Source organism: Sinimarinibacterium thermocellulolyticum (assembly GCF_040327995.1).
Lineage (GTDB): Bacteria > Pseudomonadota > Gammaproteobacteria > Nevskiales > Nevskiaceae > Solimonas > Solimonas thermocellulolyticum.
This window is the reverse complement of sequence record NZ_JBEPIJ010000002.1, coordinates 108,309-134,619: the sequence shown is the minus strand read 5'-3', so window position 1 is coordinate 134,619 and position 26,311 is coordinate 108,309. Positions and strand designations below refer to the sequence as shown.

The 26,311-nt window shown below is 67.7% G+C and carries 19 protein-coding genes and 1 CRISPR repeat array; of the genes, 14 read left to right on the top strand and 5 right to left on the bottom strand.

The genetic code is table 11. The features are described from left to right. The first annotated feature begins 1 nt into the window (after nucleotide 1). The 4 genes from ABSH63_RS02430 to ABSH63_RS02415 all read left to right on the top strand — a co-directional run bounded on the left by ABSH63_RS02430 (nucleotide 2) and on the right by ABSH63_RS02415 (nucleotide 6,304). Complete coding sequence (locus ABSH63_RS02430; protein WP_352887129.1) at nucleotides 2–1,084, top strand: glycosyltransferase family 9 protein; 1,083 nt, start codon at nucleotides 2–4, stop codon at nucleotides 1,082–1,084. 12 nt (nucleotides 1,085–1,096) lie between these two features. Beyond that, a complete protein-coding gene (locus ABSH63_RS02425) occupies nucleotides 1,097–2,137 on the top strand; it encodes a glycosyltransferase (RefSeq protein WP_352887127.1) in 1,041 nt (346 codons plus the stop codon). A gap of 87 nt (nucleotides 2,138–2,224) precedes the next feature. After that, nucleotides 2,225–2,782, top strand: a complete 558-nt coding sequence (locus ABSH63_RS02420; RefSeq protein WP_352887126.1) for an NnrU family protein — start codon at nucleotides 2,225–2,227, stop codon at nucleotides 2,780–2,782. A 141-nt stretch (nucleotides 2,783–2,923) separates the two neighbouring features. Next, complete coding sequence (locus ABSH63_RS02415) at nucleotides 2,924–6,304, top strand: M36 family metallopeptidase (RefSeq protein ID WP_352887125.1); 3,381 nt, start codon at nucleotides 2,924–2,926, stop codon at nucleotides 6,302–6,304. Here ABSH63_RS02415 and ABSH63_RS02410 read toward each other — a convergent pair. The 5 genes from ABSH63_RS02410 to ABSH63_RS02390 form a co-directional block, all read right to left on the bottom strand. Then, nucleotides 6,188–7,597, bottom strand: a complete 1,410-nt coding sequence (locus ABSH63_RS02410) for an amidohydrolase family protein (RefSeq protein ID WP_352887123.1) — start codon at nucleotides 7,595–7,597, stop codon at nucleotides 6,188–6,190. The two genes, ABSH63_RS02415 and ABSH63_RS02410, sit on opposite strands and share 117 nt — an antisense overlap. After that, complete coding sequence (locus tag ABSH63_RS02405) at nucleotides 7,591–8,961, bottom strand: CoA transferase (protein ID WP_352887121.1); 1,371 nt, start codon at nucleotides 8,959–8,961, stop codon at nucleotides 7,591–7,593. The genes ABSH63_RS02410 and ABSH63_RS02405 overlap by 7 nt, the downstream gene beginning before the upstream one ends. A 29-nt stretch (nucleotides 8,962–8,990) precedes the next feature. Next, a complete protein-coding gene (locus ABSH63_RS02400) occupies nucleotides 8,991–9,431 on the bottom strand; it encodes an SRPBCC family protein (RefSeq protein WP_352887119.1) in 441 nt (146 codons plus the stop codon). Then, entirely contained in the window at nucleotides 9,419–10,921 is a 1,503-nt protein-coding gene (locus ABSH63_RS02395; RefSeq protein WP_352887117.1) for a class I adenylate-forming enzyme family protein, read from the bottom strand. The genes ABSH63_RS02400 and ABSH63_RS02395 overlap by 13 nt, the downstream gene beginning before the upstream one ends. Before the next feature lie 67 nt (nucleotides 10,922–10,988). Continuing rightward, nucleotides 10,989–11,300 (bottom strand): hypothetical protein, encoded by a 312-nt coding sequence (locus tag ABSH63_RS02390; protein ID WP_352887116.1) that lies wholly within the window; start codon nucleotides 11,298–11,300, stop codon nucleotides 10,989–10,991. A gap of 193 nt (nucleotides 11,301–11,493) precedes the next feature. On the opposite strand from ABSH63_RS02390, the gene ABSH63_RS02385 reads away from it, so the two are divergent. The 10 genes from ABSH63_RS02385 to cas2 all read left to right on the top strand — a co-directional run bounded on the left by ABSH63_RS02385 (nucleotide 11,494) and on the right by cas2 (nucleotide 24,594). Beyond that, complete coding sequence (locus tag ABSH63_RS02385) at nucleotides 11,494–12,519, top strand: helix-turn-helix transcriptional regulator (RefSeq protein WP_352887114.1); 1,026 nt, start codon at nucleotides 11,494–11,496, stop codon at nucleotides 12,517–12,519. Nucleotides 12,520–12,549: 30 nt separating this feature from the next. Beyond that, complete coding sequence (locus ABSH63_RS02380; RefSeq protein WP_352887111.1) at nucleotides 12,550–12,936, top strand: HIRAN domain-containing protein; 387 nt, start codon at nucleotides 12,550–12,552, stop codon at nucleotides 12,934–12,936. Nucleotides 12,937–12,950: 14 nt separating this feature from the next. After that, on the top strand, nucleotides 12,951–15,500 hold the full coding sequence (cas3g, locus tag ABSH63_RS02375) for a type I-G CRISPR-associated helicase/endonuclease Cas3g (protein ID WP_352887108.1): 2,550 nt from the start codon (nucleotides 12,951–12,953) through the stop codon (nucleotides 15,498–15,500). Continuing rightward, the gene (locus tag ABSH63_RS02370) at nucleotides 15,497–16,006 is read left to right on the top strand and encodes a hypothetical protein (RefSeq protein ID WP_352887105.1); all 510 of its coding nucleotides are present in this window, start codon (nucleotides 15,497–15,499) and stop codon (nucleotides 16,004–16,006) included. The genes cas3g and ABSH63_RS02370 overlap by 4 nt, the downstream gene beginning before the upstream one ends. After that, nucleotides 16,003–18,393 (top strand): type I-G CRISPR-associated protein Cas8g1/Csx17, encoded by a 2,391-nt coding sequence (cas8g1, locus tag ABSH63_RS02365; protein WP_352887103.1) that lies wholly within the window; start codon nucleotides 16,003–16,005, stop codon nucleotides 18,391–18,393. The genes ABSH63_RS02370 and cas8g1 overlap by 4 nt, the downstream gene beginning before the upstream one ends. A gap of 12 nt (nucleotides 18,394–18,405) precedes the next feature. After that, nucleotides 18,406–19,437, top strand: coding sequence for a type I-G CRISPR-associated RAMP protein Csb1/Cas7g (cas7g, locus tag ABSH63_RS02360; protein ID WP_352887100.1), 1,032 nt, complete (start codon nucleotides 18,406–18,408; stop codon nucleotides 19,435–19,437). A gap of 5 nt (nucleotides 19,438–19,442) precedes the next feature. Then, entirely contained in the window at nucleotides 19,443–20,996 is a 1,554-nt protein-coding gene (gene csb2, locus ABSH63_RS02355) for a type I-G CRISPR-associated protein Csb2 (RefSeq protein WP_352887097.1), read from the top strand. A 92-nt stretch (nucleotides 20,997–21,088) separates the two neighbouring features. Further along, a complete protein-coding gene (locus tag ABSH63_RS02350; RefSeq protein ID WP_352887094.1) occupies nucleotides 21,089–22,552 on the top strand; it encodes a YecA family protein in 1,464 nt (487 codons plus the stop codon). A gap of 36 nt (nucleotides 22,553–22,588) precedes the next feature. Continuing rightward, on the top strand, nucleotides 22,589–24,307 hold the full coding sequence (gene cas4g/cas1g / locus ABSH63_RS02345; RefSeq protein ID WP_352887092.1) for a CRISPR-associated endonuclease Cas4g/Cas1g: 1,719 nt from the start codon (nucleotides 22,589–22,591) through the stop codon (nucleotides 24,305–24,307). Next, nucleotides 24,304–24,594 carry a CRISPR-associated endonuclease Cas2 gene (cas2, locus tag ABSH63_RS02340; protein ID WP_352887089.1) on the top strand — a complete coding sequence of 97 codons (291 nt, stop codon included), beginning with the start codon at nucleotides 24,304–24,306 and terminating at the stop codon, nucleotides 24,592–24,594. The genes cas4g/cas1g and cas2 overlap by 4 nt, the downstream gene beginning before the upstream one ends. A 208-nt stretch (nucleotides 24,595–24,802) precedes the next feature. After that, nucleotides 24,803–26,235: a CRISPR direct-repeat array (repeat unit 36 nt; unit sequence GTTTCCGCGGCGATATCGCCGCGGCCTCATTGAAGC). Nucleotides 26,236–26,311: the final 76 nt, after the last annotated feature.

The following is a 26,311-nucleotide window of genomic DNA, read 5'->3' as shown; positions in this document are numbered from 1 at the left end:
TGTGTTGCCTTCCCCGCCCGCGTCGATCTGCGTGCTGCGGCTGTCGGCGATCGGGGACGTCTGCAACGCGGTGCCCCTGTTGCGCAACCTCCAGTCCGCCTGGCCAAAGACCGCCATCACCTGGCTGATCGGCACGACCGAGGCCAGTTTAGTGGGTGACATCGAGGGAATCGAGTTCCTGCGCTATGACAAGAAGACCGGCCTGCTCGAAGGCCGGCCGCCGCGCGCGATTCTGGCGCGGCGCCGCTTCGATCTTTTGATCCACCTGCAGGCGTCGTGGCGCGCCAATGCCCTGGCCCTGCGGGTGCGCGCGCCGGTCAAGCTCGGTTTCGACCGCGCGCGCGCGCGCGACGGCCAGTGGCTGTTCACGACGCACCGCATCGCGCCGATGGCCAACGCCCACGTCGCCGAGGGTTTCCTGTCCTTCGGCGATGCCCTGGGCGTGCCGCGCGGACCACGGCGCTGGGACATCCCGCTGTCCGCTGCCGATCGTGCCTTCGCCGCGGCGCAGATCGGCGGCGATGCGCCGGTGATGATCCTCAGCCCCTGTAGCAGCCAGCGCGTCCGCAACTTCCGCAACTGGCCCGCCGAGCGCTATGCCGCGGTCGTGCGCGAGGCGCGCATCCGTCACGGCGTGCGCACCATCCTCACCGGCGGTCGCAGTGAACTGGAGCGCGACTACGGTGAACGCATCAGTGCGCAGGCCGGCGTCGACCTCGTCAACCTGATCGGCCAGACCAGCCTCAAGCAGCTCCTGGCCCTGATCGAGCGCGCCTTGTGCGTGCTGGCCCCCGACTCCGGCCCGGTGCACATGGCCAGCGCCGTCGGCACGCCGGCCATCGGCCTGTACGCGACCTCCAATCCCGGCCGCACCGGCCCGCTGGATGCGCGCTGGTGCGTCAGCGTCTACGACGAAGCGGTCCGGCGTTACCTCGGCGCCTCGGCGCAGCAGGTGCGCTGGGGCCGCCGCGTGCGCGACCCGGCGGCGCTCGAACTGATCACGGTCGAGGCGGTGCTCGAACGGCTGCAGGCCGTACTCGACGCCCCGCCGGCGGTGCGCCGGCCGCCCTGGCTGCGGGGCTGATCGAAAACCGCCATGCACATCGTCCACTACTGTCCGACCGCCTACCCGATCCCGCCGGTGGGCTATGGCGGCACCGAACGCGTGGTGTACTGGCTGATCCGTGCGCAGATCGCCCAGGGTCTGCGCGTGAGCCTGATCGCCAACGCGGCGAGCGGCATCGAGCACGCCGTGCCGGGCGCCAAGCTGATCCCATGCGATCGCGACACACCGTTGGCGCAGGTGATCCCGCGGGACTGTGACGTCGTCCATCTGCACCGCATGCCGCCCGACCCGGAGGCGATCGCGGTCCCGTACCTGATCACCGAGCACGGCAATCGCGGGCCGGACGCGCGCCTGCTGACCAACACCGTGTTCGTCAGCGAGTCGCACGCGCGTCTGCATGGCCGCCGCTGCTTCGTGCGCAACGGCGTGCCCGCCGATGATTACCGCTACTCCGAGGAAAAAGACCGCTATCTGCTGTTCCTCGCGCGCATGGAATGGCCGCACAAGAACGCGCGCACGGCGATGGATCTGGCGCTCGATCTCGACCTGCCGCTGAAGATGAGCGGCAAATACTCGCCCTGGCTGCGCCCCGGCGTCTGGGGCCACTGGTGCCGGCATCCGATCAAGACGCAGCGTCTGGTGCAGCGGCTCGGTTACGTCGACGGCGCGATCAAGCTCGATCTTCTGGCACGCGCACCGGTGCTGTTCCACGCCGTCAACTGGCACGAGCCGGCGGGCCTCGTGGTGCTCGAAGCCATGGCGAGCGGCACGCCGGTGCTGTGCACGCCCAACGGCGCCCTGCCGGAGTTCGTGCAGCACGGCGAGACCGGCTGGCTGGTCGACAGCTATGCCGCGGCGCGCGAGGCGGTGCGCGAAGCGCTCGCGTTCTCGCCGCAGCAACGCCGGCAATGGGCGCGGCGCTGCCGCGAGCGCGTGTCGCGCGTGGAGGACATGGCGCGCGGCTATCTCGCCCTCTACGAGCGAGTCTTGCGCGGCGAGCGGCTATCGACGGCGGACGAGCGACGCCCCGCGCATCCACGCCCCGTGGTCAGCGTGCGCAAGACCCGCTGATCGGCGCATGTTCCGCTCGTTCCGCTCGCACGCGCATGCCGCTATGCTGGGCGTCATCGCCAGCACCCAACGCAAGCGGAGACCGACATGCTGCTGACGCTCGGCGTCTTTCTGTGGGCCGCGATCCATCTGTCCGTCGCGCTCGCGCCCGCTGCCCGCCGCGCGCTGATCGAGCGCATCGGCTTGAATCCGTACAAGGGCCTGTTCTCGCTGGCGCTGGTCGCGGCGCTGCTGTTGATCGTGTTCGGCTGGCGCGCGATGCCGCCGACCAGTCTGTGGCTGCCGCCGCCGGGCATGCGCCACGCGACCATGCTGCTGGTGCCGATCGCGGTGATCCTGTTCATCAGCGCGCGGGCGCCCACCGACATCAAGCGCATCATCCGGCACCCGCAGCTCACCGGCGTGAAGCTGTGGGCCGTCGCCCATCTGCTGGCCAACGGCGAGACGCGCTCGATCATCCTGTTCGGCGGCCTGCTCGCCTGGGCGGTGCTCGAAGTGATCTTCATCAACCGCCGTGACGGCGCCTGGGTCAAGCCGGCGCCGGTCGGCGCCGGCAAGACCGTGCTCAGCGCCATCGCCGGACTTTTGATCAGCGCGCTCTTGATCTTCCTGCATCCGTGGATCGCCGGGCGAGCGCTGATCTAAACGATCGCGTGGCGGCGGGCCGTGGAGGATTACCCACTCGTCCGCCGAGGCGGACCTGGCGTAGGATGACGGCCGACCCGCCAAGACCGGGCATCCCCCGTCCCGGCACGGACGCCGCATCGCCCAAGAGGTTCGTGCACCATGCCTCATCCCCTCGTCCGCCGCGCCGCGCTGGTCGCGGCGAGTCTGCTGGGTGGCCTCGCGCAAGCGGCCGATCCGGCCTCCCAGGATGTCAGCGTCCCGAGCGCGCCCGGCGAGTCCGTCGTCGCCGAATGGACCGGCACGGCGCTGCCCGGCGTCTCCGGCATCGGCACCACCGGCGGCGTGGTCGATGCGCCGGTCCCCTGCCTCGATGGCGGCGTCGACGACACGCACGTCATCCAGCTGACGGTGCCTGAGGGCGTTTACGACGGGCTGACCGTCACCGCCGAGTTCCACATCGAATGGGACGAAGGCACACCGGATCCGGCCGGCCTGTTCACCGACCCCGACCTGGTGCTCGCGGTCTACCGCGACGGCGAGATGGTCGGCTACAGCGACGGCGGCAGCCCCGAGGAGAACGTCGGCGTCAACAATCCCGAGGCCGGGGTCTACAGCATCGTCGCCTGTCCGTTCATCGCCTCGCAGCCGACGCCTTACCGCGGCCGCCTGACGCTGACGGCGTTGGCACCCGCTTCCTGTGTGCCGGCACCGAGCAAGGCGCTGGCGCATTCCACCCTGGCCTCGGGCTTCGGGGGACTCAAGGACCAGGAGCTGCCGGGGCTGGCCAACTTCGACGTGTTCAGCCTCGCCAACGCCGGCGTCGCTTATCCGGTGGTCGATCTGCACGGCCGCCACCAGGCCGCGCTCTACGACCGCAGCCTGGGCAAACCGACCTTCCTGTGGGCGAAGCAGGATGCGCCGGTCGCCGCCGTCGGCGCGCTGACCGAACGCGAGCTTTTGATCGCGCATGCGCGTGCGCACCTGCGCAGCGAGGCCAAGCACCTGCGCCTAACCGCCGCGATGATCGACGAGGCGCAGGTCAGCGACGCGCAGTTCAACGGCAACGGTCCGGCCGTGGTGCGCCTGCGCCAGCGCGTCGGCGGCATCGAGGTCTTCTACCGCTCGCTCAACGTGCTGCTCGATCGCCGCTACAAGCCGATCGCCGTCTCCGGCTACTTCGCGACGGATTACGACCCGGCGCTCGTTTCCACGCTGAGCTTCGCCCACAGCGCGCCGCAGGCCATCGCCGCGGCCTGGGCCAGCCTCGGCGGCGCCGTCGATGCGGCACTGCTGCGGCCAACCGAAGTGCGCGGCGACTGGACCCTGTTCTCGATGCCGGCGCTCGCTGGCAGCCACGCCTTCGAGCGCGCACCGCGCGTGCGCCGCGTGTGGTATCCGCAGCGCGGCGGCTTGATCCCGGCCTACCACGTCGAGTTGTTCGCGCGCGCCAAGGCCAATCACGACCTGAGCGCCTACGCGCTGGTGGTCTCCGCCAACGACCTGCGCATCCTGCATCGCAAGAACTTGAAGTCGGACGCCGCCTTCACCTACCGCGTCTTCGCCGATGCCACGCCGCCGTACCAGCCCTACGACGCGCCGCTTGGCAACGCCTATGCGCCGTTCCCCGGCAGCGCGCCGAACGATCCGATCACGCGCACCGGCGCACCCACGCAGCTCGTCACGCTGGAGCATGCGGGCATCGTCACCGGCGATCCCTGGCTCGCCGACGACGCCACGACCACGACCGGCAACAACGTCGATGCCTGCCTCGACAACATCGACCTGCCGTCGGTGGGCCTCGCGGTGCCGCCGCCGGTGAACTCCTGCGTGCCGGAGCTCGAACTGCGCGCGACCACGACCGGCGACCGCAGCTTCGACTACCCGCTCGAGGCCGACGAGGACCCCGCGACCGCCAACGCCCAGGCGGCGGCGGTGGTGAACCTGTTCTTCATGAACAACTGGCTGCACGACTGGTGGTACAACCACGGCTTCGACGAGGCCGCCGGCAACGCGCAGCGCGACAACTACGGCCGCGGCGGCGTCGACGGCGATCCGATCCTGGCGCAAGGCCAGGACGGCTCGGGGCGCAACAACGCCAACATGGCGACGCCGGCCGACGGCAGCTCGCCGGTGATGCAGCAATACCTGTTCGACGGCATCACCGTCGGCGAGGTGCGCCAGACCGGCCCGGTGCAGGGCGAGCCGCTCAAGTTCGCCGCCGCCGCATTCGGTCCGACCGAGTACAGCATCGACGGCACGCTGGTGCTGGCGAGCGAGTCCGAGGGCGTGGCCGCGAGCGACGGCTGCGGCGAGGCAGTGCCCGACCCGGGCCTGCCGCTGCCGCCGCCGGCGGTGCCGGCGCTGCCGGACCCGGCGCTGGCCGGCAACATCGCGCTGATCGACCGTGGCAACTGCAACTTCACCACCAAGGCCCAGCATGCGCTGCTCTCCGGCGCGCAGGCGCTGATCGTGGTCAACAACGCCGACGGTGATCCGATCTCGATGGGCAACGGCGACATCCCCATCAACGCCGGTGCCAGCCCCACCGACCCGATCTACCAGATCCCGGCGGTGATGATCCGCAAGGCCGACGGCGAGGCGCTCAAGGCACAGCTCGCCGCCGGTGCGACGGTGACCATGCACCTGCAGCGCGAGCCCTCGATCGATCTCGACGGCACGCTCGACAACCAGATCATCGCGCACGAGTTCTTCCACTACGTCCACCATCGCCTGACCGATTCGAGCAACCAGCAGTCGAGCGCGATGAGCGAGGGCTGGGGCGACATCGACAGCCTGATGTTCTCGGTACGCGCGGACGACCGCCTGGTCCCTGGCAACGACGCCTACCAGGGCGCCTACGGTCTGGCGTGGTACGTGAGCAACAATTTCTTTAGCGGCATCCGGCGCGTGCCCTACTCGACCGACTTCGCCAAGAACGCGTTCACCTTCCGCCACATCGCCGACGGCGAGCCGACCCCCGACGGCGGCCCCGGCACGAGCAACTCCGCCGTGCACAACGCCGGCGAGATCTGGGCCAACGCCATGTGGGAGTGCTACGCCGCGCTGCTCGCCCGCCACCCCTTCGACGAGGCGCAGCGCCGCATGAAGGACTACATCATCGGCGGCTTCAAGATGACGCCGGCGGACGCGACCTACACCGAGGGCCGCGACGCCGTGCTCGCGGTGGTGCTCGCCAGCGACTACGACGACTACGCCGCCTGCTCGGGCGGCTTCGCCAAGCGCGGCATGGGCTTGAACGCGATCGCGCCGTCGCGCTCGAGCACCGACCTGGTCGGTGTGGTCGAGGACTTCAGCGCCTTTGCGTGCAAGGCCGATGACGGCGGCGATGGCGGCGGTGCGCCCGGCGGCGAGCCCGATCGCGGCCGTTTCGGCGGCGCCTTCGGCGCCGGGGCGCTGCTGGCGCTATTGGGCTTGCTTTGCTTGCGGCGACGTGCCGCCGCCCGCGCGGTACACCAGCGCGCCGTCGATGACACAGGCGCGCACGCGCACCGCGGCCGGATCGCGCAGCGCCTCGGCTAGTCCGCGGTCGAGCAGACACAGGTCGGCGCAGACCCCGGGGCGCAGACGGCGCGCGTTGCCCCCAGGCTGCGCGGCCGGCGTCAGAAAACGCGCGAGCGCCTCTGCCGGCGATAAAGCCTCGCCGGCGCCGAGCACCGCGCCGCTGGTGGTGCGCCGCGTGGCCGCGGCGGCGATCGCGGCCCAGGGATCGGCATCGGTGTACGGCGCATCGGTGGACAGCGCCAGCGGCACGCCGGCATCGACGAAGCCGCGCAGGCGGTAGAGCCACGGCTGGTCCTCGCGCTCGACCTCGCGCAGATAATCGTCGCCGCGCGCGGCGATGAAGCCCGGCTGGGTGACGACGGTGAGCCCCAGCGCGGCGATGTCCTCGACCAGCTCCGGCGGCGCGACCGCGGCATGCTCGATGCGGTCGCGCCAGACCCCGGCCGCCCGCAGCGCCGCCAGCGCGAACACCAGCTCGGTGCGCGTCACGCAATGAAAGGCACAGCCGCGGCCGTGATCGTGGCTGCGGCGGATCGCGTCGATCAACGCATCGAGCGCCGGCAGCGCGTGCTCGTGCAGATGGAACTTGTGCTCGCCACGCTCCGCGCCGGCGCGATCGGTTTCATCGTCCAGTCGCGCATCGCCCATCACGCGCACCCGCTGCAACAGCTCACCGCGCGCGCGCGCCGCGGCAAAGTCGGCGAGCGCCGCGGGGCCGTTGTGATGGGTGGTGTCGGTGACGCCGGTGACGCCATGGGCGGCGAGCTCAAGGCTGATCGCGCGCAGCGACGGCGGCTGCGTGCGCAGGCGTGCGCGCAGCCAGTCGTCGGAATCGAGCAGATGCCCGCGGCGCCGATCCAGCGGCGCCGCGGCATCCGGCGCGAGCCGCTCGATCGCCGCGCTGTTGAACACCCACAGCCGGCCGCTGCGGTGCTGGATGCGCAGCGGCCGCTGCGGCAGCAGCGCGTCGAGCGCGGCGCGATCGAGCTCGCCCATCACCGACTCGTGATAGCCGATGCCGCGCAGCCAGGCGCCGGCTTCGAGGCGCGCATCGGCGGCGCGCAGCGCCTCCGCCAGCCCTGCCGCATCGCGCACCTTGGGCGGACCGCAGTCGACCGAGGCGCGCGCCGCGGCGAGTGCACGCAGATGGATGTGGTGATCGTGCAGGCCCGGCAGCAGCGCGGCGCCATCGGCGTCGATCACCTGCGCACCGGCGGTGGCGATCAGCGCCTCGCCGATCTCGGCGATGCGTGCACCGGCGATGCGCACGTCGAGCCGGCGACCGTCGATCTCGGCGGCGCGGATCAGCATGCGATGCCCCAGTCCGCGAACACGCGCGCATTGTCGGCGCCCAGCGCTGGCGCGCGCGCCGCTGCGCGGCGTGCCTGCGGCGCGCGGATGTCATCAGACCCGAGCGCATCGGCCCAGTCGCGCGCCCGCTGGCGCCAGCCGGCGGCATCCGCCGGCGCCTCGAAGCCGACGATCTGGCGCACGACATCGACCAGCGCGATCGACACCAGACCACCGCCGCCCGCGCACCAGCCGGCCCAGGCGGCGAGCGCCGCGTGCAGGCCGGCGAGCGGATCGGCGATCGCATCGCCGACGAACATCGGCGCACCGTGCACCTGGCGCATCAGATACGCGAGCCCTCCAGCCACGCCGGCGTCGTCACCGTAGGCGATCCACTGTTCCTGCGGCGCGCCGCGGCCGTAGCCGGTGAGGCTGATCCAGGTCAGGTGCGGCCGCTTTGCGACGATCGCCTCGGCGTCGATGCCGAGCTGGCGCAGCGCACGCGGCCGCGAGGCCTCGATGACGATGTCGGCCCTCGATATGAGCTCACGCAGACGCGCGCGGCCGTCGTCGCTGGCAAAGTCGAGCGCGACGCTGCGCTTGCCGGCGTTCAGCAGATCGAAGAACGTTGCGGGACCGTTGCGCGCGCCGTCCGGCCGGCGCGTGCTTTCGAGCTTGACCACGTCGGCGCCGCAGCGCTGCAGCAGATGGCTGCACAGCGGGCCGGCCCACAGCGACGAAAGGTCGAGCACGCGCGGATGCGAATCCTGGCGTCGCTGCCTGCGCACTTCGTCCGCTGGCTCGTTCCTCGCCGGGACGGCGAGGAGCGCTCGGCGCAGCGGCGCCGGCACGACGGGCGCGATCGCCAGCCCGAGCTCGCGGCCGCGCTCGACCAACTCGTGCATCGTGGTGTCGCGTACCGCGGCCGCCAGCGCCGGCCAGTCGAGCGCGATCTCCCGTTCGAGCAGCGCCGGCAGTAGCGTCCAGTCGTCGTCGCGCGGAAGATTGAGCGCGACGGCGCCGTCGCGCGTGTCGAGCAGACGCGCGCTGCCGCCGGGCGAGACGCGGCCGCGCCGCGCATGACCGAAGATCGCGGCACGTTCGGTCAGCAGCGCGGCGCCGCAAAGATCATCCAAGGCCCGCGGCGGCGCGAGCGCGGCCAGCGCCGCCAGCGCGCCGTCCGCGCAGGCGGCGAGCGGCGCCGGGCAGAGCCGCGGCGGCGCCTCGCTCGGTCCGGTCAGCGCCAAAAGGCCGCAGCGCGCCGCGGCCACGGCCGGATGCCGCGGCGCGACGGCCGCTGCGACGTCCGCGCGCCCCAGCGCGCGCAGCAACGCCGCCGCGTAACGGCTCGCGGTGTGCTCGACCTCGGCCTGCGGCGCGACCATGCCGCAAGTACAGCAGATTCGCCGCCGCTTCAGCGGCGCGCCTTGGCCTCGGCCTGGCGCTTCAAGCCCAGCGCCATCGCCTCGAAGCCTTGGCGCATGGCCTCGCCGAAGATCGCGCTGACCAGCGGCTGCAGCCAGCCGGCGAGCTCGAAGTGCGAGATATAGCGCGTGCGGTTCGGCCCCAGCGCTTGGAGCATCTGCACGCGTTCGCTGCGCAGCGCGCCCAGCGGCACCGGCTTCATGCGGTAGCTGAAGGTCTGGCCCGGCCCGACGCTGTGAACCCACTCGCGCTGGAATTGTGGCTTGTCCCGCAGCTTCACCTGCATCTCGATCGCCCCGCCCGGGCGCAGCTCGCAGCGCGCCTCGGGTACAAAGGGATTCCACTCGCCGTAGTGCGCAAAGTCGGTGAGCACCTGCCAGACCACATCGGCCGGCGCATCGATGTCCAGCGTGCGGTCTACCGTGAACACTGGGCGAACTCCTGTCGGATCACGCGACGCAACACCTTGCCGGTCTCGTTGTACGGCAGGCTGTCCTTGAACACGATGGTCTGCGGCACACGCGAGGAGCGCAGCCGGGCCTTCACCAGATCCTGCAGCTCGGCAGGCTCGACCCTGGCATCCGGCTTGAGCACGACGGCGGCGGCGACCGCCTCGCCCCACTGCTCGTCGGGGATCGCCACGCAGGCGCAGTCGGCGACCGCGGGATGGGTCAGCAGCACGTCCTCGATCTCGCCGGGCGAGATGTTCTCGCCACCGCGAACGATGACATCGTCGGCACGGCCGTCGAGATACAGATAGCCATCGGCGTCGAGATAGCCGCGATCGCGCGTGCAGAACCAGCCGTCGGCATCGAGCTGGCTGCCGAGCGATTCGTACTCGCCCGACACTTGGGGCCCGCGCACGAACACCAGGCCGGCTTCTTCGGCGCCGAGGACCTTGCCGCTTTCGTCGCGGATCTGGATCTCGACTGCGGCCGGCTTGCCCACCGAGCCGAGCCGGCGGCGGATCTTCGGATCATCACTGACGGCGGCGGCGCGATGATCCTCGGGGCCGAGCACGGCGATCGTGGAACTGGTCTCGGTCAGGCCGTAGGCGTTGGTGAAGTCGACGTCCGGGAACAGCGCCATCGCCCGCGTGATCGTCGACAGCGGCATCTTGCCGCCGCCGTAGGCGAGCGCGCGCAGCGCCGGCAGCTTGGGCGACTCGCCGAGCGCGTCGAGATACTCGACCACGCGCTGCAGCATCGTCGGCACCAGAAACGCGTTGCTGACGGATTCGCTGCGCATCGCATCGAGCCAGGCACGAGGCTCGAAATTTTCGAGCAGGACGATGCGCCGGCACGCCCAGGTGCTCGACAGCACCGCCGAGATGCCGGCGATGTGATACGGCGGCACCGTCACCACGATCGCATCGGTCGCATCGGCGCTGGCGAACTCGACCGTGCCCATGATGTAGGACATCAGGTTCTCGTGGCGCAGGATCGCGGCCTTGGGCTTGCCGGTCGTGCCGCTGGTGAAGAGCTGCACCGCGATCGCACGTGGATCCTCGTCCGGCTGCAGCGGCGCGTCAGCGGCCGGCGGCAACGCGAGAAACTCGGCGCGCGAGACGAGCCGCAGATCATCGCGCGGCTCGATCGAACCCCGGTAAGCCTCGCCGACCACCACGTAGGCCGGCGCGACGCGCGCGAGCAGCTCGTTGATCTCGGGCTTGGTCAGGCGATAGTTGAGCGGCACGTAGGGCACGCCGGCATAGGCCGCGCCGAAGATCGCGATGGGCACCGCCGGGCTGCTGACATCGAGCATCGCCAAGTAACGGGCGCCGCTGGCCTCGATCGCCCGTGCGGCCGCCTGTGCGCGTTCGCGCACGGCGGCGTAGTCCATACGCATGTCGCCGTGGACGACGCCGATGCGCTCGCCGTGCGCCTCGGCGGCCATGTCCAGGATGGTGGAGATGTTCATGGTGTCACTCGCTGCGCTCTCGCCGCGCTGCCCGCCCTGCTCTTGCGAGCACAGAAGGGGAGTCGGCTCAATCCGACGACGGCAACTGCTTGGCCTGCTTGATCGTCAGCGGCGTGCCGTTGAACACCAGCGTGCCCTTGCCGCCCTTGGTGCACAACAGCTCCAGCGACTCGTCCTCGTTGACGTAGCGCTTGCCGATCAGCACTTCACCGGTATCGTCCGCGGGCAGGCTGCCGCCCCCTTGGGCATGGGCCGGGATCATGTCGCTGCCGCCGCAGCGCAGCTCGTGTTCGCCGGGCGGCGCCTTGACCACCATGACCTGGGCGTCGCTGACCGCGCTCTTGAAACGGCCACCGGGCTTGAGTGCCGTTTTCGCCATCGTGATGCCTCCATATCGTCGAATCGGGCCGCGTGTACGAGGATACGGCCCGCTACACGCCGGCGCACTCTACGGCCAGCGCGGTCCGCCGCGCCCCGTCCACTTGCAGGAGATCGCACCGGCCGGCGGCCAGATTTGTCGTCGCCACCGCCCGCGTGCATCATCCGTCCTGGTTCCAGGCCGGGGAGGGAGCGTGGATCCGTTCGAGCGCATCTGGCAATTGCACCGCCTGTTCACGGGGCGGCGCACGGTGCTGACGGCCCAAGACCTGCGCCAGCAGCTCCGCTGCTCCCGCGCTACCCTCAACCGCAGCCTCGCCTTCCTGCGCGACGCCCTCGGCGCCCCGCTGATCCACGACCGCGAACTGGGCGGCTACCGTTACGAAACCGGCAGCCGCTTCGAACTGCCCGGTATGTGGTTCTCTGCCGAAGAACTGGCGGCGCTGCTCTTGCTCGACGAGATCCTGGGGCGCCAGCCCCTGGGCATGCTCGCCGAAATCCTCGGCCCATTCCGCAGCCGCCTGGAAGCGCTCGCCCAGCAACGCGGCGTCGGCGTACCCCAATGGCGTGCGCGCTTGCGCCTGCTGCGCATGGCCGCACGGCCCGCTGGGGACTGCTTCCCCATCGTCGCCGGCGCGCTCGCGCAACGCCGCCGGCTGCGCATCCAATACCACGCGCGCCACGACGACCAGCTCAGCACACGCACCGTCTCCCCGCAGCGACTCACTCTGTACCGCGACAACTGGTACCTGGACGGCTGGTGCCACGCCCGTTGCGACCTGCGCACCTTCGCGCTGGACCGCATCATTGCCGCCGAAGCGCTGGACGAGACCGCGCTGGACATCGCCGAAGACCGGCTCGACCGCACCCTCGCCACCAGCTACGGCATCTACGCCGGCGAGCCCACCGCCACCGCGGTGCTGAGCTTCTCACCACGCGCCGCGCGCTGGGTGGCCGCCGAAACCTGGCATCCGCAGCAACAAGACCAAAGCCACCAAGACGGCTCGCTGATACGCCGCCTGCCCTATCACCGCAGCGAGGAACTGGTGATGGACCTGATGCGCCACGGCCCCGACGTGCAGGTGCTGGAACCGGCCGAGCTGCGCGAAGCCGTCCTGCAACGCCTGCGCGCGGCGCTCGACGCCCATGCCGCGACCGCGCGCCGTCCGCCGCCCGTCCCGACGGACACAGGCTCATCTGGTGAGCCTGTGGGGGGTTAGCGTAAGTCCGAACCCATACCGAGGTACGCCATGAACCGCAGACGCTTGCTCTCGCTCATCTTCGCTGTGCCCGCGGCCGTGGCCAGTGCACCGAGCCAGGCCGCTCCCTCACGCCGCGTCCTGCTCCAACAATCGCCGCTGGCCGGCTTTCAGTACCACGCCGGCGAACGCCTATGGGCGCTGATGCAGCCCGGCGATCCGCTCCAACTGGTACGCGAACCCACCAACCCCTACGACCCGCGCGCCGTGGCCGTGCACTTCCAAGGCCAGCGCATCGGCTACCTGCCACGCGCGGAAAACACCGCCGTCGCCCAGATGCTCGACCGCGGCGAGCGGCTCGCCGCCCACATCCAGGCCCTCGCACTCGACGCCGACCCGTGGAAGCGGGTGCGGGTGAGTGTGGAGCTTCTCGCCTGAACGCCAGCTCGACCATGAACCTGCCCAACGCCTATGACGACTTCTTCCGCGCCGCCTTTGGCCGTGCCGGCGATCAGAATTTCCGGCCCTTCGATTACCAACGACGGCTGGCGGAAAAGCCCTGGCCCGACTTGCTCGAAGTGCCGACCGGCATGGGCAAGACCGCCGCCGTCGCTCTCGCCTGGCTGTGGAAGCGCGGCTGGCGCAGCAACGGGCGCGAGGCCGAGATCGACGCGGCGACGCCGCGACGCTTGATCTACTGCCTGCCGATGCGGGTGCTCGTCGAGCAGACTTATCGCAATGTTCAAGACTGGCTCAAAAATCTCGGGATCCTCGGCAAGCCCGGCGACGGCAAGGTCTCGGTGCATCTGCTGATGGGGGGCTCGGAGGATGTCGCCCAAGCCACCTGGGCCGAGTACCCGGAAGAAGACATGATCCTGATCGGCACGCAGGACATGTTACTGTCGCGCGCATTGATGCGCGGCTACGGCATGAGCCGCTATCAATGGCCGGTGCACTTCGCGTGGCTGCATAACGATGCCTTCTGGATTTTCGACGAAGTGCAGCTCATGGGGCCGGGGCTTCCGACCAGCGCGCAGCTCGAAGCCTTCCGCAAATCGCTTGCGTCCGCCAAACAGAGCCGCAGCCTCTGGATCTCCGCCACGCTCAACCGCGCTTGGCTCACGACTGTGGACCATGCAGCCGATGGCCTCAACACCCTGACCCTTACCGAGCAGGAATCCCAGCACCCCGCGGTGCGCGCACGGCGTGAGGCCGTCAAACATTTGCAACAAGCTGAAGCTCGGTTCACCGGTACCACCAAGGCGGACGTCCGAAGCTACATCGAGTCGCTGGCGAGGGCGGTATCGAAGGCGCATCGTCCTGGCACGACAACCCTGGTCATCCTCAACACCGTCGAACGTGCGCAGGCGCTCTACGAATCGCTCAACCCCAAACCCGCCAAGCGGGGTAAACAAAGCGACTTGGCGATCGAGCCTGCATCCCGCCCGCAACCGCTGCTGATCCACTCCCGTTTCCGTGGACCCGACCGCCGCGCCATCGAGGCACGGCTTCAGGAAGAGCCACCCCCAGAGGGCCGCATCCTCATCGCCACCCAAGCCATCGAAGCCGGAGTGGATCTATCCAGTTGCGTGCTGTTCACGGAACTCGCGCCCTGGTCTTCGCTGGTGCAGCGTTTCGGTCGCTGCAATCGCTACGGTGAATACAACGACAGCGGCGGCGCGGACATTTACTGGATCGACCTCGCCGACGACAAAGAGGCGGCACAACCCTACGATACCGACGCGTTGACCGCGGCGCGAAGAAAAATCGAGAACCTGACCAGCGCCAGCCCCGCGGATTTGCCGCCGACCGACGAAGCCGCGCCTCTGCACCCGGTTCTGCGCAAGAAGGATTTCCTCGACTTCTTCAACACCGACCCGGACCTGTCCGGCTTCGACGTGGACATCGCGCCCTACGTGCGCGATGCAGACGACGCTGACGTGCTGATCTTCTGGCGCGATTTCGGCGATGACCCGAACAACCCCTTGCAGCCTGCGCCGAGCCGCGACGAGCTGTGCCGGGCCAGTCTTGGCAGGTCGGCTGTGCCGGCACTGCTCGATCGGCTCGAACCTGGTCAGGTCTGGCGCTGGGATCCGCTCGCACGGCGCTGGCAGCGACACGCCAAGAACGATCGGCTCCGCCCGGGCCTGGTCTTGATGATCGCGGCCGGTGCGGGTGGCTATCGCAATGATCTGGGCTTCGCCGCAGGCGAAAAAGTCTGTGTCGAACCGTTGCTCAGTGAAACGGTGGTCGAGCAGGAACCCGAAGCCTACGACGGTGACCCCCGCAGCTTGCTCGTCAAGGCCGTGCCCCTGCCGCAGCATCTGGCGGATGCGCAAAGTGAGGCCGAACGGCTGTGCATCGCACTTGGCCTTGCCGGGGCCGAGCGAGATGCCGTCGTCACCGCCGACCGCTGGCACGATCTCGGCAAAACCCACGAAGCCTTCGACACCATGCTGCGCGACGCGCATCGCCAAGGCACCAATCAAGACCTCGGACCCGGTTTCTGGGCCAAGGCCGGGCGTAAGCCGGACCGCAAACCGCCACGCGCGAAGTATCGCGTCACCGTTGATGGACGTGAAATCGAACGCAAGCACTTCCGCCACGAACTCGCCTCCATGCTCGCCTGGCTGCATCGCCAGAATCACAAGAGCGACGACCACACCGATCTCATCGCCTATTTGGTCGCCGCGCATCACGGCAAGGTGCGCATGAGCCTGCGCGCGCTGCCCGACGAAAGCGAGCCGCCCGACAATCGCCTGTTCGCGCGCGGGGTGTGGGCTGGCGATCGCCTGCCAGCCTTTACCTTTGCTGATAGCGAGCGGCTCCCCGAGACTACGATCGCGCTCGATCTGATGCAGCTTGGCGAAGGGGTACAAGGCCCCTCGTGGACCACCCGCACCCGTCGTTTGCTCACGACACTCGGCCCGTTCCGCCTCGCCTACCTCGAAGCGCTCGTGCGTGTCGCCGACTGGCGAGCCTCGCGCAAGGAGCAGGTATGAAACTCGATGCCTTCGAGGCTGTGGCCAAGGCGCTCAACGACGCGGCCGTGCGCTACCTCGTCGCCGGTGGGCTTGCGGTGAACGCCCATGGCTACCTGCGCTTTACCGCCGACATCGATCTCGTCATTGCGCTCGATGCGAGCAATATCATCTCGGCTTTCGATGCCCTCGCCCGCATCGGTTATCGGCCCGTGGTTCCCGTCACCGCTGCCCAGTTCTCCGACGCCGCACAGCGTCAGCACTGGATCGAGGACAAGGGCATGCAGGTGCTCAATTTCCTCAGCGATCGCCACCGCGAAACCTCCGTGGATGTGTTCGTCCACGAACCATTCGACTTCCACCAGGAATACGAAAACGCGCTGGCCGGGGAGATCGCCCCCGGCCTCCCCGCACGGTTCGTCGCCATCCCGACCCTGATCCGCATGAAGGAAGCGGCCGGAAGACCCCGAGACCTGGACGATGTCCAGCATCTGCGCTGGATCCTCGAAGACGAGGGCAAGCCATGAGCGAGCAAGAGCCTATCGATTGGTCCAAGACCACGTTCGACGGCAGCCGCCGCGAACAGTTGAAGCGCTGGCGCGCGCTCTCCCTGCGCGAGCGGCTGCAGGCGCTAGACCGGCTGACCGCCCACGCCGAGCGCACGTGCCAGGCGGCAAGCCGGGCGCCGAGCCAGGAGGCGCGCGAACCGCAACCGAGTCATTTCAGTGGCCGCGGTCGCAACGAAATCGTGCTACCTGGCTGCACGCCGACGCCGCTGGCGTCCTACCTCAAGGCACTCGCAATCCTGCGCCTGGTCGCCGAACAGGCGGGCGATCCAGACGTCATGGGCTTTTGGCGCGATGATCAGTTCGTACTGCGTACTTGGTTGAAGGAGAACGAGCTGCTGGAGTTTTTCCTGCAACGTTATCAGCCGACGCCCATCGTTGCGCCCTGGAATGGCGGCAGTGGCTTTTTCTCCAAGGATAATCAGGATGGCATCCGTGCGATCGGAACAAGCAAGGCACAACGCTTCGAGTCATATCGCTCCGCCATCGACTGCGCGCGCAAATCGCTCGAAGAGTTCAAGCTGACTGAAAGCCCCAAGGAAGAACGAAAAGCGGCATTTCTAGCTGCAATGCGCAATCGCGCACCGGAGCAGCTTCTGCGCTGGCTGGATGCCAGTGTCATTCTGACCAACGAGAGTCCCGCTTATCCGCCACTGCTCGGCACCGGAGGCAACGACGGACGGCTGGACTTCACCAACAACTTCATGCAGCGGTTGGTTGAAGTGTTCAACACCGATACGGGTGATGCACTACCGAACGCGAAGGAGCTGCTCAGCACCGCCCTGTTTGCTACGCCCTCCGCGACACTCGTCGAGCGATCCATCGGCCAGTTCTCGCCCGGCAGTGCCGGCGGTCCGAACGCCACTTCGGGCTTCGAGGGTGATGCGCGCATCAATCCCTGGGATTTTGTTCTGATGCTGGAAGGCGCCGTGCTTTTTGCAGCATCCGCAGTACGAAGGCTGGAATCAAACAGTGCCGCAATGCTCTCGGCACCGTTTACTGTGCGCAGCCGTCTGACCACCGCAAGTGCCGCGAGCTTGGCGGATGATGCCGACGCCCGTGGCGAGATCTGGATGCCCCTCTGGTCTTCACCTTTTGGCATCGCAGAGGTTCTCGCCTTATTGAATGAGGGCCGGGCAGTGCTCGGCACGCGCCCTGCGCGTGATGGACTGGATTTCGCACGCGCCGTCTCACGGCTCGGAGTGGATCGCGGCATTACAGCCTTTCAGCGATACGCCTTCGTGATGCGCTCGGGCAAGGCGTTCTTGGCGACTCCCCTTTCACGTATCGCTGTCCGGCGAAATCCCGAAGCCGATCTCATCGACGAACTCGATCGGCGCGAATGGCTGACATCGGTGCAGCGCTACGCTCGAGACGACAAAGCCCCCAATGCCTTGCGCGCCGCCGCAGCGCGCCTGGATGCCGCGTTGTTCGCGCTTACGCAAAACCCCGGACGCACGGTGGTGCTGGAGGTGCTGCGGCAGCTTGGTCGGATCGAAGCTCTGTGCGCAGTGAGCCCCAAGACACGTGAGGCGATCCGCGTCCCGGTGCCTACGCTGTCATCGGAGTGGGTGCGCGCGGCCAATGACGGTAGCCCCGAATTTCGCATTTCGCTCGCACTTGCGGGTCTTTCTTTACCCGTGGAAGGAAACGGCAAAGAGCGATATCTGAGCCTGCGTCCACACCTCGCGCCGATGACTTGGGATGCCCAGTCCTGGGACAAAGACAGCTACCTCGCTTGCTGGGGCTCAGGACCACTCACGCGCAATCTGGCAGCGGTATTGCATCGCCGTCACCTCGAAGCGGTGCGCCTGAACGCCGAGGGTGAGCTGCTGCGCAGCCGCAAGGGCGCCACACTTGCCGACGTGCAGCGCTTTCTCGACGGTGAAACCGACGACCGGCGCATCGGTGAACTGCTCGCAGGCCTCGCGTGTGTAAAGCTGGAGCAAGTTACGCAGCCGCAGGCCGCAGAGGTCGTTTCACCGCTGCCTGCGTTTGCGCTGTTGAAGCCATTTTTCACCCCGGAATCCCTGCTCCGTGCGATCAAGATCGATGGGCGCGAGTGGCTGCAACCGGACCGCAGCCTGCGCCTGCCCGCGGAGATCCCCGCACGGCTGGCCAGCGGCGACATCGACAGCGCTTTGCAGATCGCCTGGCAACGCCTGCGCGCGCTGGGTGTGAAGCTGCCCGGGCGCAAGCCGCCGCGCGCGGCAGGCCTCGATGGCCCGCGGCTGCTTGCCACGCTGACGATTCCGCTGACCTTCGCCGAGACGGGCCGCCTGCTGCGCTGGCTCGATCTCACCCCCGAGTCCGAAACCCCCGAGGAATCTCTCGAATACACCGCTTGAAGGAGGATGCCCATGTCGCTCGACTTTTCCGCACTCAAAAGCGTCCCGCGCCTGCTCATCGAGGCGCGCCTGAAGCCTCTCCAGGGCACGCGCTTTCAGCCCACCGGGTTCCCCAACCTCGGGGCTGCGACCTACGACGGCCCAGACGGAACGCGCATGTTGCTCGTCGAGTCCGCGCAGAGCATGGCGAATCGCTTGGAAACTGTCTGTTGGGACAAGGTGGCGGATGATTGGGTGACACCGCTGCAAGGGCTGCCTGTGATCAAAGTGCTCGACAAAGGCGGACAACCACTCACCAACACGGTGCTCGAAGCCCATCGCACCAACTCGCCGTACATCCTCGAGGGCAAGGACGGCTCGGTGCTGAATCTACTCAAGCGGGAACTTGCCGGCATGGAGGAGGGCCCGGTGGATATCCGCAAGCTTGCCTCTGTGCTGCTGGGACTGGATACCAACGCGCTTCTGCACGGCGTCTTTCTCGCCAAGTCGGACCTCGCCGGCGGCCGGCTGCGGCTCCCGCGCGCGCTGTCGGCGTTCATCGAAGCCGAAGACGTGCGAGAAGCGCAAAGCGGCGGTGTCAAAAACGATCACGTTAATCCCTCGGGAGACACGGCTCGCGGCTTTGGAAACGTTCCGTTCTCGCGCTCCGAGTTCAGCGCGCCCAGAATCACCGCCTACTTCAACCTCGATCTCGCGCAGATCCGCGGGTACCGCTTGGGTGATGCAGTGACCGAGCTTCTCATCGTTTTGGCGCTCTTCAAGATTCGCGCCTTCCTCGATGAAGGGCTGCGACTGCGCACCGCCTGCGACCTTGAGTGCGAATCGCTTACTGTCACACGTCCGCCAGAATTTGCGGTGCCAAACCGAGGTACGCTCGAAAGCGCACTGCCTGGGCTCATCGCGCGTGTCGCGAAGGAAAAGGACTGGCCGGAAGATCCCAAAGCGCGGATCACGACTGTGACCTGGGACGGCTCTGGTAAGGCGAAGGGTAAAGGAAGCTCCGCAGCCAAGTCTGATACTCAAGACAATGATGACAAGGGCTGAGCGTCATGCTCGCGGTAGCTCTCACTTTCCCTGCCGGCCGCTATCACGCTACGCCATGGGGCCGGCACGTCAACGAAGCGGATGTCGCCTGGCCGCCAGATCCCTGGCGGTTGGTGCGCGCGCTGATCGCCACCTGGCATCGCAAGCTCGATTCGGATCGTTATCCGCGGGAACGGCTCAAATCCCTGCTGGCACGCATCGCCGAGGCGCCGGCGCCAAGCTTCCGCCTGCCCGAGGACGTGATTTACGCGCACACGCGGCATTACATGCCCACCAAGGGCGACAAGCGCACCATGATCTTCGACGCCTTCGTACGTTTGCGTCCTGATGATCCCGTCGTCATCGCCTGGCCGGAGCTGGAACTTTCAAATGATGAGCAAGATTTGCTCGACGCGCTGCTCGACGTGCTCGGCTACTTCGGCCGAGCCGAGTCGTGGGTCCATGCCGAGCGTGTCAGGTGGGCAGATGGCTGCAACTGCGTTCCCGCGGAACAGGACGTGGACACCGAAACCGGAGAAGTTGGAGAAATCGTGCGGTTGCTCAAGCCGCTGTCGCCGCAGCAATACAGCAAGTTTCGTGCGGAGCAGCTCAGCGCTCGCAAGAAGCCGCCCAAGACCGTGACCGCAACCCTTCCCGAGGATTGGCTTGATGCGCTCAGCCTCGATACGTCGGGTATCCAGAAAGCCGGCTGGAACCTTCCGCCTGCCGCTCGCTGGGTCAGTTACCGCCGGCCGCTGCATGCGCTGAAGACGGTGGCCACCCGGGCGGTACCGCGACAGGTCGCGCGCAAGACTGCGCACACCATCACCACCGCCCGCTTCACGCTTTACGGCAAGCCGCTGCCGCGGATCGAGGACGCGGTGCGTATCGGCGAAGCGCTGCGCCAAGCCGCGATGGGGCGAGCACGGAAACTCCTCGGGCCGGACCGCATTCCTGCTGAACTCTCGGGTCACGAACTCGGCGAGGACAACCGCCACGGCCACGCCTTCTGGCTGCCCGAGCCGAACGAACGCGGCGAGGTGGCCCACATGCTCGTGCACGCGCCCGCAGGCCTTACGCCGGAGGCGGTTCGCGTTCTCACGGCCTTGCAAACCCTGCAACATGGCGAGGACAAACCGCTGCGTCTGATGCTGGAGGGCTGCGGCCCAGCGGAACTGTTCGAGAAGCTGACACCGCTCGTCGGCGAATCCGCCGTCTGGCACAGCCTCACCCCCTGGCTGCACCCCTGGTATCTCAAAAAGCCCGCGACGCGCTCACCGGAGGCACTGCACGAAGCCCTGCTCGCACAACTCCGCAAGGAATGGCGAGCGCGCGGGGAGAATCTGCCGGAGCTCGTGGATTTTCGCGAATTGCCCGACGTCGCATTCGGCGGTTGGCGCCTGCGGCCCGTGCATTACCACCGCTTTCGCAACAAGCGCGGGCTCAGCCAGCCGGACACGCTGGGGCGCATGATCGAGCTGCGGTTCGAAGCACCCGTGCGAGGGCCGCTGGCCCTGGGTTTCGGCTGTCATTTTGGATTGGGCGTGTTCTCGGCGGAACATCGAAGTCACGCAACCTGAAGCGTTTCTGACGCGGGAACCCTGGCTCAACCAAGTTGGCGAGGGACGCCAACACTGATCCCACCCAGAATGAAGATTCCGGAATCCATTCGATGAACCCCGGCCGCAACGATCCCTGCCCCTGCGGCAGCGGCAAGAAGTACAAGCACTGCTGCCTGGCTGCAGCACGATCCGCTGCCGACGGCGATGCGGCCGAGCTGGTGTGGCGCCGCCTGCGCCGGCTGAAGGATGAGGCCGCCTTCGCCACGACGATGCTGCGCTTCGTCAAAGACGTCTACGGCCCAGGTGCGATCGGGCAAGCTTGGGACGAGTTCACGCTCTGGGATGAGAAGCCTTTCGATCCGGCTTCACCGCACATGACCGTGTTCATGCCTTGGCTGTTTTTTCAATGGGCGCCGGACCCGGAGCAGAACGCGGTGGCGGACACAAGCCTGCACCAGGTGCCGCCGGCGCGCGCGTTCTTGGAGCGCAAGGCGCGCACGCTCGATCCGCTGCTGCGCGAGTATGTGCAATCCTGCCTGGACTCCCCTTTGAGTTTCTTCGAAGTGCTCGACGCGGTGCCGGAGCAGAGGCTGCGCTTACGCAACGTCTTCACCGACGAGGAGCACGACGTGCGCGAGCGCTCGGCCTCGCAATTCTTTCAAACCGGCGACTTGCTGTTCGGCCAAGTCGCGGTTGCGCAGGGCGTGACTCTCCTCGAGGCCTGCGGGCCGGTGGTGATTCCGCCGCTGCACAAGATCGGCGTGATCGCGTTGCGGCAGAAGATGGAGCAAGGCTCGCGCGCCACGCCGCGCGAGCGGCTGCGCGAGTACGACGTCGAGCTGCGCGAGCGGTATCTGGATCTCACCGATCAATTGCTGCATCCGCGCGTGCCGGAGCTGCGCAACACGGACGGTGAAAAGCTCGTGCCGCAGCGCCTGGTGTTCGACATCGAGTCCGCGCGGCAGACCTACGATGAGCTCAAGCGCCTGGACTTCGAGGCGGACGACACCACGGCGCCGGAAGACGCGATCTACGATGCCGACGGCCGCTTGCAGGGCGCGACGATCATCTGGAAAAAGCCGGGCAACCGCCAGAACAAAGGCTGGAGCAACACGATTCTCGGCACGCTCAGGATCGAAGGCCGGCGCATGATCGCCGAGGTCAACTCGCACGAGCGCGCCGATGCGCTGCGCAGAATTGTCGAAGACAAACTCGGCCCGCGCGCGCGGTATCGCGTCGCCGAAGTCCAGTCCGTAGAGCGCTTGTTCGAGGACGCGCGTTCGGGCGAGGTGCCGCAACGTGGTGCCGAAAGCCAGGCGCTGCGCGAGTCGCCGCAAGTCCAGGCCCTGCTCGCGGAGCACATGGCCCGCCACTACGAGGACTGGGTCGAGCAAGAGATTCCGGCACTCGGCGGACGCAAGCCGTTGCAGGCGATGCAGCAAGCCGACGGCCCGGAGAAGGTGGAAGCGCTCGTGCAAAGCATGGAACGCAAAGCCCGCGAGATGGACCCGCCGGTGGATGGGGCGATCTTTCGGCGCCTGCGCGAGCGCCTGGGGCTGCCCATCACCCCATGACGGCACGCGCCCGCACGGATTCGGCCCTCTAGCGTCATGACCGACGAGGCGTCAGTCCAGCGCGAGCTGCCGCTACCCTTCCCCGAACTGTCAGGCGACCTGCCGCTCTTGCCCGCGCGCATGGTCAATGAATACGAATACTGTCCCCGCCTGGCGTATCTGGAGTGGGTGCAGGGCGAGTGGGCGGATTCGCACGACACCGTGCAGGGTCGCCATGCGCATCGGCGTGTCGATCGACCCAAGGGCGATCTGCCGCCGCCGGATGAGCTGGAAGACACCGAGCGCCTGCACGCGCGCTCGATCACGCTGTCGTCCAATCGCCTGGGCCTGATCGCCAAGCTGGACCTGATCGAAGCCGACGACGGCCGCGTCGTGCCGGTGGACTACAAGAAGGGCAAACGGCCGCACGTGGCGCGCGGCGCTTACGACCCGGAGCGCGTGCAGCTTTGCGTGCAGGGCTTGATCCTGCGCGAGCACGGCTATGTGTGTGACGAGGGCGTGCTGTATTACGCCGAGTCGCGCGAGCGGGTGCCGGTGGTTTTCGATGACGAACTCATCTCGCGCACACTTTCCGCCATCAACGGCCTGCGGCTCGTCGCCGCCGGCGGCCGCGTGCCGCCGCCGCTGGAGGACTCGCCCAAGTGCCCGCGCTGTTCGCTGGTGGGCATCTGCCTGCCGGACGAGGTCAATTTTCTCAATCGCGCGCAGACCCCGCCGCGGCCGTTGGCCGTAGGGCTGGATGAGGCACTTCCGCTCTACGTGCAGGCCAACAAGGCCAAGGTCTCCAAGGACGGCGAGACGCTCGTGGTCAGCATCGACGACGAGCCTGCGGCGCGGGCACGGCTGGGCGAGATCTCGCAGCTCGTGCTGCAAGGCAATGTCTACGTCACCACGCCCACGCTGCACGAGCTCATGCGGCGCGAGGTGCCGATCGTCTGGCAAAGCTACGGCGGCTGGTTTCTTGGCTACACCGCGGGCATGGGTCACAAAAACGTGGAACTGCGCACGGCCCAATACCGGGCGAGCTTCGACGAGCAGGTGTGCCTCAGACTCGCCAAGGGCTGGGTGGCCGCCAAGATCCACAACCAGCGCGTGTTCTTGCGCCGGAACTGGCGTGGCGAAGAAGCGCCGCAGGCCGCGCTGGACACCCTCGAACACGCCGAGAAAGCCGCACGCCGTGCGGCGTCGCAGGCCGAACTGCTCGGCATCGAAGGCAACGCCGCTGCGGCGTATTTCGGCAGCTTCTCGTATCTGATCAAATCCGAGCAGGGCGGGCCCAACTTCGCGTTCGACTTCCACAAGCGCAACCGCCGGCCGCCGGCGGACGCCGTCAATGCGCTGCTCTCGTTCGCCTATGCCACGCTCACCCGCGCCTGCACCATCGCGCTCGTCACCTCGGGTTTCGATCCCTATCGCGGCTTTTATCACCAGCCGCGTTACGGACGGCCCTCGCTGGCGCTCGACCTGATGGAGCCGTTCCGGCCGCTGATCGCGGATTCCAGTGTGATTCAGGCCATCAACAACGGCGAGGTGCGGCCCGGTGACTTCGTGGCCGCCGCCGGCAGCGTCAATCTCGACGAATCCGGCCGCAAGCGCTTTCTCGCCACCATCGAGCGGCGCATGTCGCACGAAATCACCCACCCGCTGTTCGGCTACAAGCTCAGCTACCGACGCCTGCTCGACGTGCAGGCCCGACTGCTCGGGCGCCATTTGCTTGGTGAGATTCCGGAAAACCCCAATCTGATGACACGATGACCGAGCATCTGTACATCGTCACCTACGACATCCGCGACCCCAAGCGCTGGCGCCGTGTGTTCAAGCTCATGAATGGCTATGGCGAATGGCTGCAGCTTTCCGTGTTTCAATGCCGCCTGTCGCGCCGTCGCCAGGCCGAGATGGTGCAGTTGCTTGACGGCATCCTGAACCATCAGCACGATCACGTGATCATTCTGGACATCGGCCCCGCGGATGGCGTGACCCCGCGTGTGACCAGCCTCGGCAAGGCCTTCGAGGCGGTCAAACGCGAGCCGGTGATCGTGTGATGTTGTGCCCGATTTCCGCGAGCGCTCGAGCGCTGCTCGGTTCACCGGGCAGCGCTCGCGACGCAGCAAGTCTTTAACAATGCGACGATTTTCGGTAAGTTCGGCAACACGCCTCCGGCCTCTGACCGGCCACGCCCGGCCGCCGGGGCCCAGCGCTCGCAAACCCGTCGATCACCGGTTTGACAACAAAGGCTTGCGAGTGGACAGTGTTTCCGCGGCGATATCGCCGCGGCCTCATTGAAGCCGCGTCATGTCAGCCTCCTTCCGTCAAGCTCTTGACGTGTTTCCGCGGCGATATCGCCGCGGCCTCATTGAAGCGCGCTCGATCGCGCGCTTGAGCGCCTTGCCGATCGCCGTGTTTCCGCGGCGATATCGCCGCGGCCTCATTGAAGCGACGGAAAGCGGTGCGCGATCGTTTGTCTGCGCGCGCCAGTGTTTCCGCGGCGATATCGCCGCGGCCTCATTGAAGCCCAGGCCGAAATCGGCCACAGGATTAAGCGCAGTCAGTGTTTCCGCGGCGATATCGCCGCGGCCTCATTGAAGAGGCGAGAGCAGCGCGCTGCTCCGGAGTGCATCTGCGTGTTTCCGCGGCGATATCGCCGCGGCCTCATTGAAGATGAAGTCCTGGAACCGCTGCGCCGCTTCGTCCGCGGTGTTTCCGCGGCGATATCGCCGCGGCCTCATTGAAGCGCCACGTTCAGCGCCGCGCTGGTCGGCGCGCCGGCATCGTGTTTCCGCGGCGATATCGCCGCGGCCTCATTGAAGCTCCTGCCTCTCGGCCCGCTCTTCGCCGCGCTGGCGGGCGTGTTTCCGCGGCGATATCGCCGCGGCCTCATTGAAGCGGCGATCTGGCCGGCCCTGCGCTGACCCGGTTCCGCGTGTTTCCGCGGCGATATCGCCGCGGCCTCATTGAAGCTGCGGGGCGTACCTTGCGCTTTGCGTTAGGCATGCCGTGTTTCCGCGGCGATATCGCCGCGGCCTCATTGAAGCACTGCGCTGTTGAACGCCCGTTGCTCGCGGTCGGCAAGTTTCCGCGGCGATATCGCCGCGGCCTCATTGAAGCGGCATCGGCGTGGCCGAGCAGATCGAAGTCCCGCAGGTTTCCGCGGCGATATCGCCGCGGCCTCATTGAAGCCCGACCAATACGCGCGTGCAAGGGACGAAAGAGCCGTTTCCGCGGCGATATCGCCGCGGCCTCATTGAAGCTCGATATCGCGCAGCTCCGCGCGCAGGACGCGGATGGTTTCCGCGGCGATATCGCCGCGGCCTCATTGAAGCGGCTCGAGGCCGAGCTCGACCTCGAACTGGTCGCCCTCGTTTCCGCGGCGATATCGCCGCGGCCTCATTGAAGCTCGCCGACCGTGTACGGCGTCGCCCCCACGGTGTAGCGTTTCCGCGGCGATATCGCCGCGGCCTCATTGAAGCTCGCCGACCGTGTACGGCGTCGCCCCCACGGTGTAGCGTTTCCGCGGCGATATCGCCGCGGCCTCATTGAAGCGGCGCGATGCGGTTCGGTGCCGCAAGCGCCGGATGGTTTCCGCGGCGATATCGCCGCGGCCTCATTGAAGCTCATCGGCCATCGCGGCAAGGCTTACGCCCAATTCTGTTTCCGCGGCGATATCGCCGCGGCCTCATTGAAGCGCCTTGCTTCCCCGCCCGCACGCATCCAGCCTTCCATGGCGCAGCCACCTGCCGCGCCATCCCTGGCGCGGCTCCC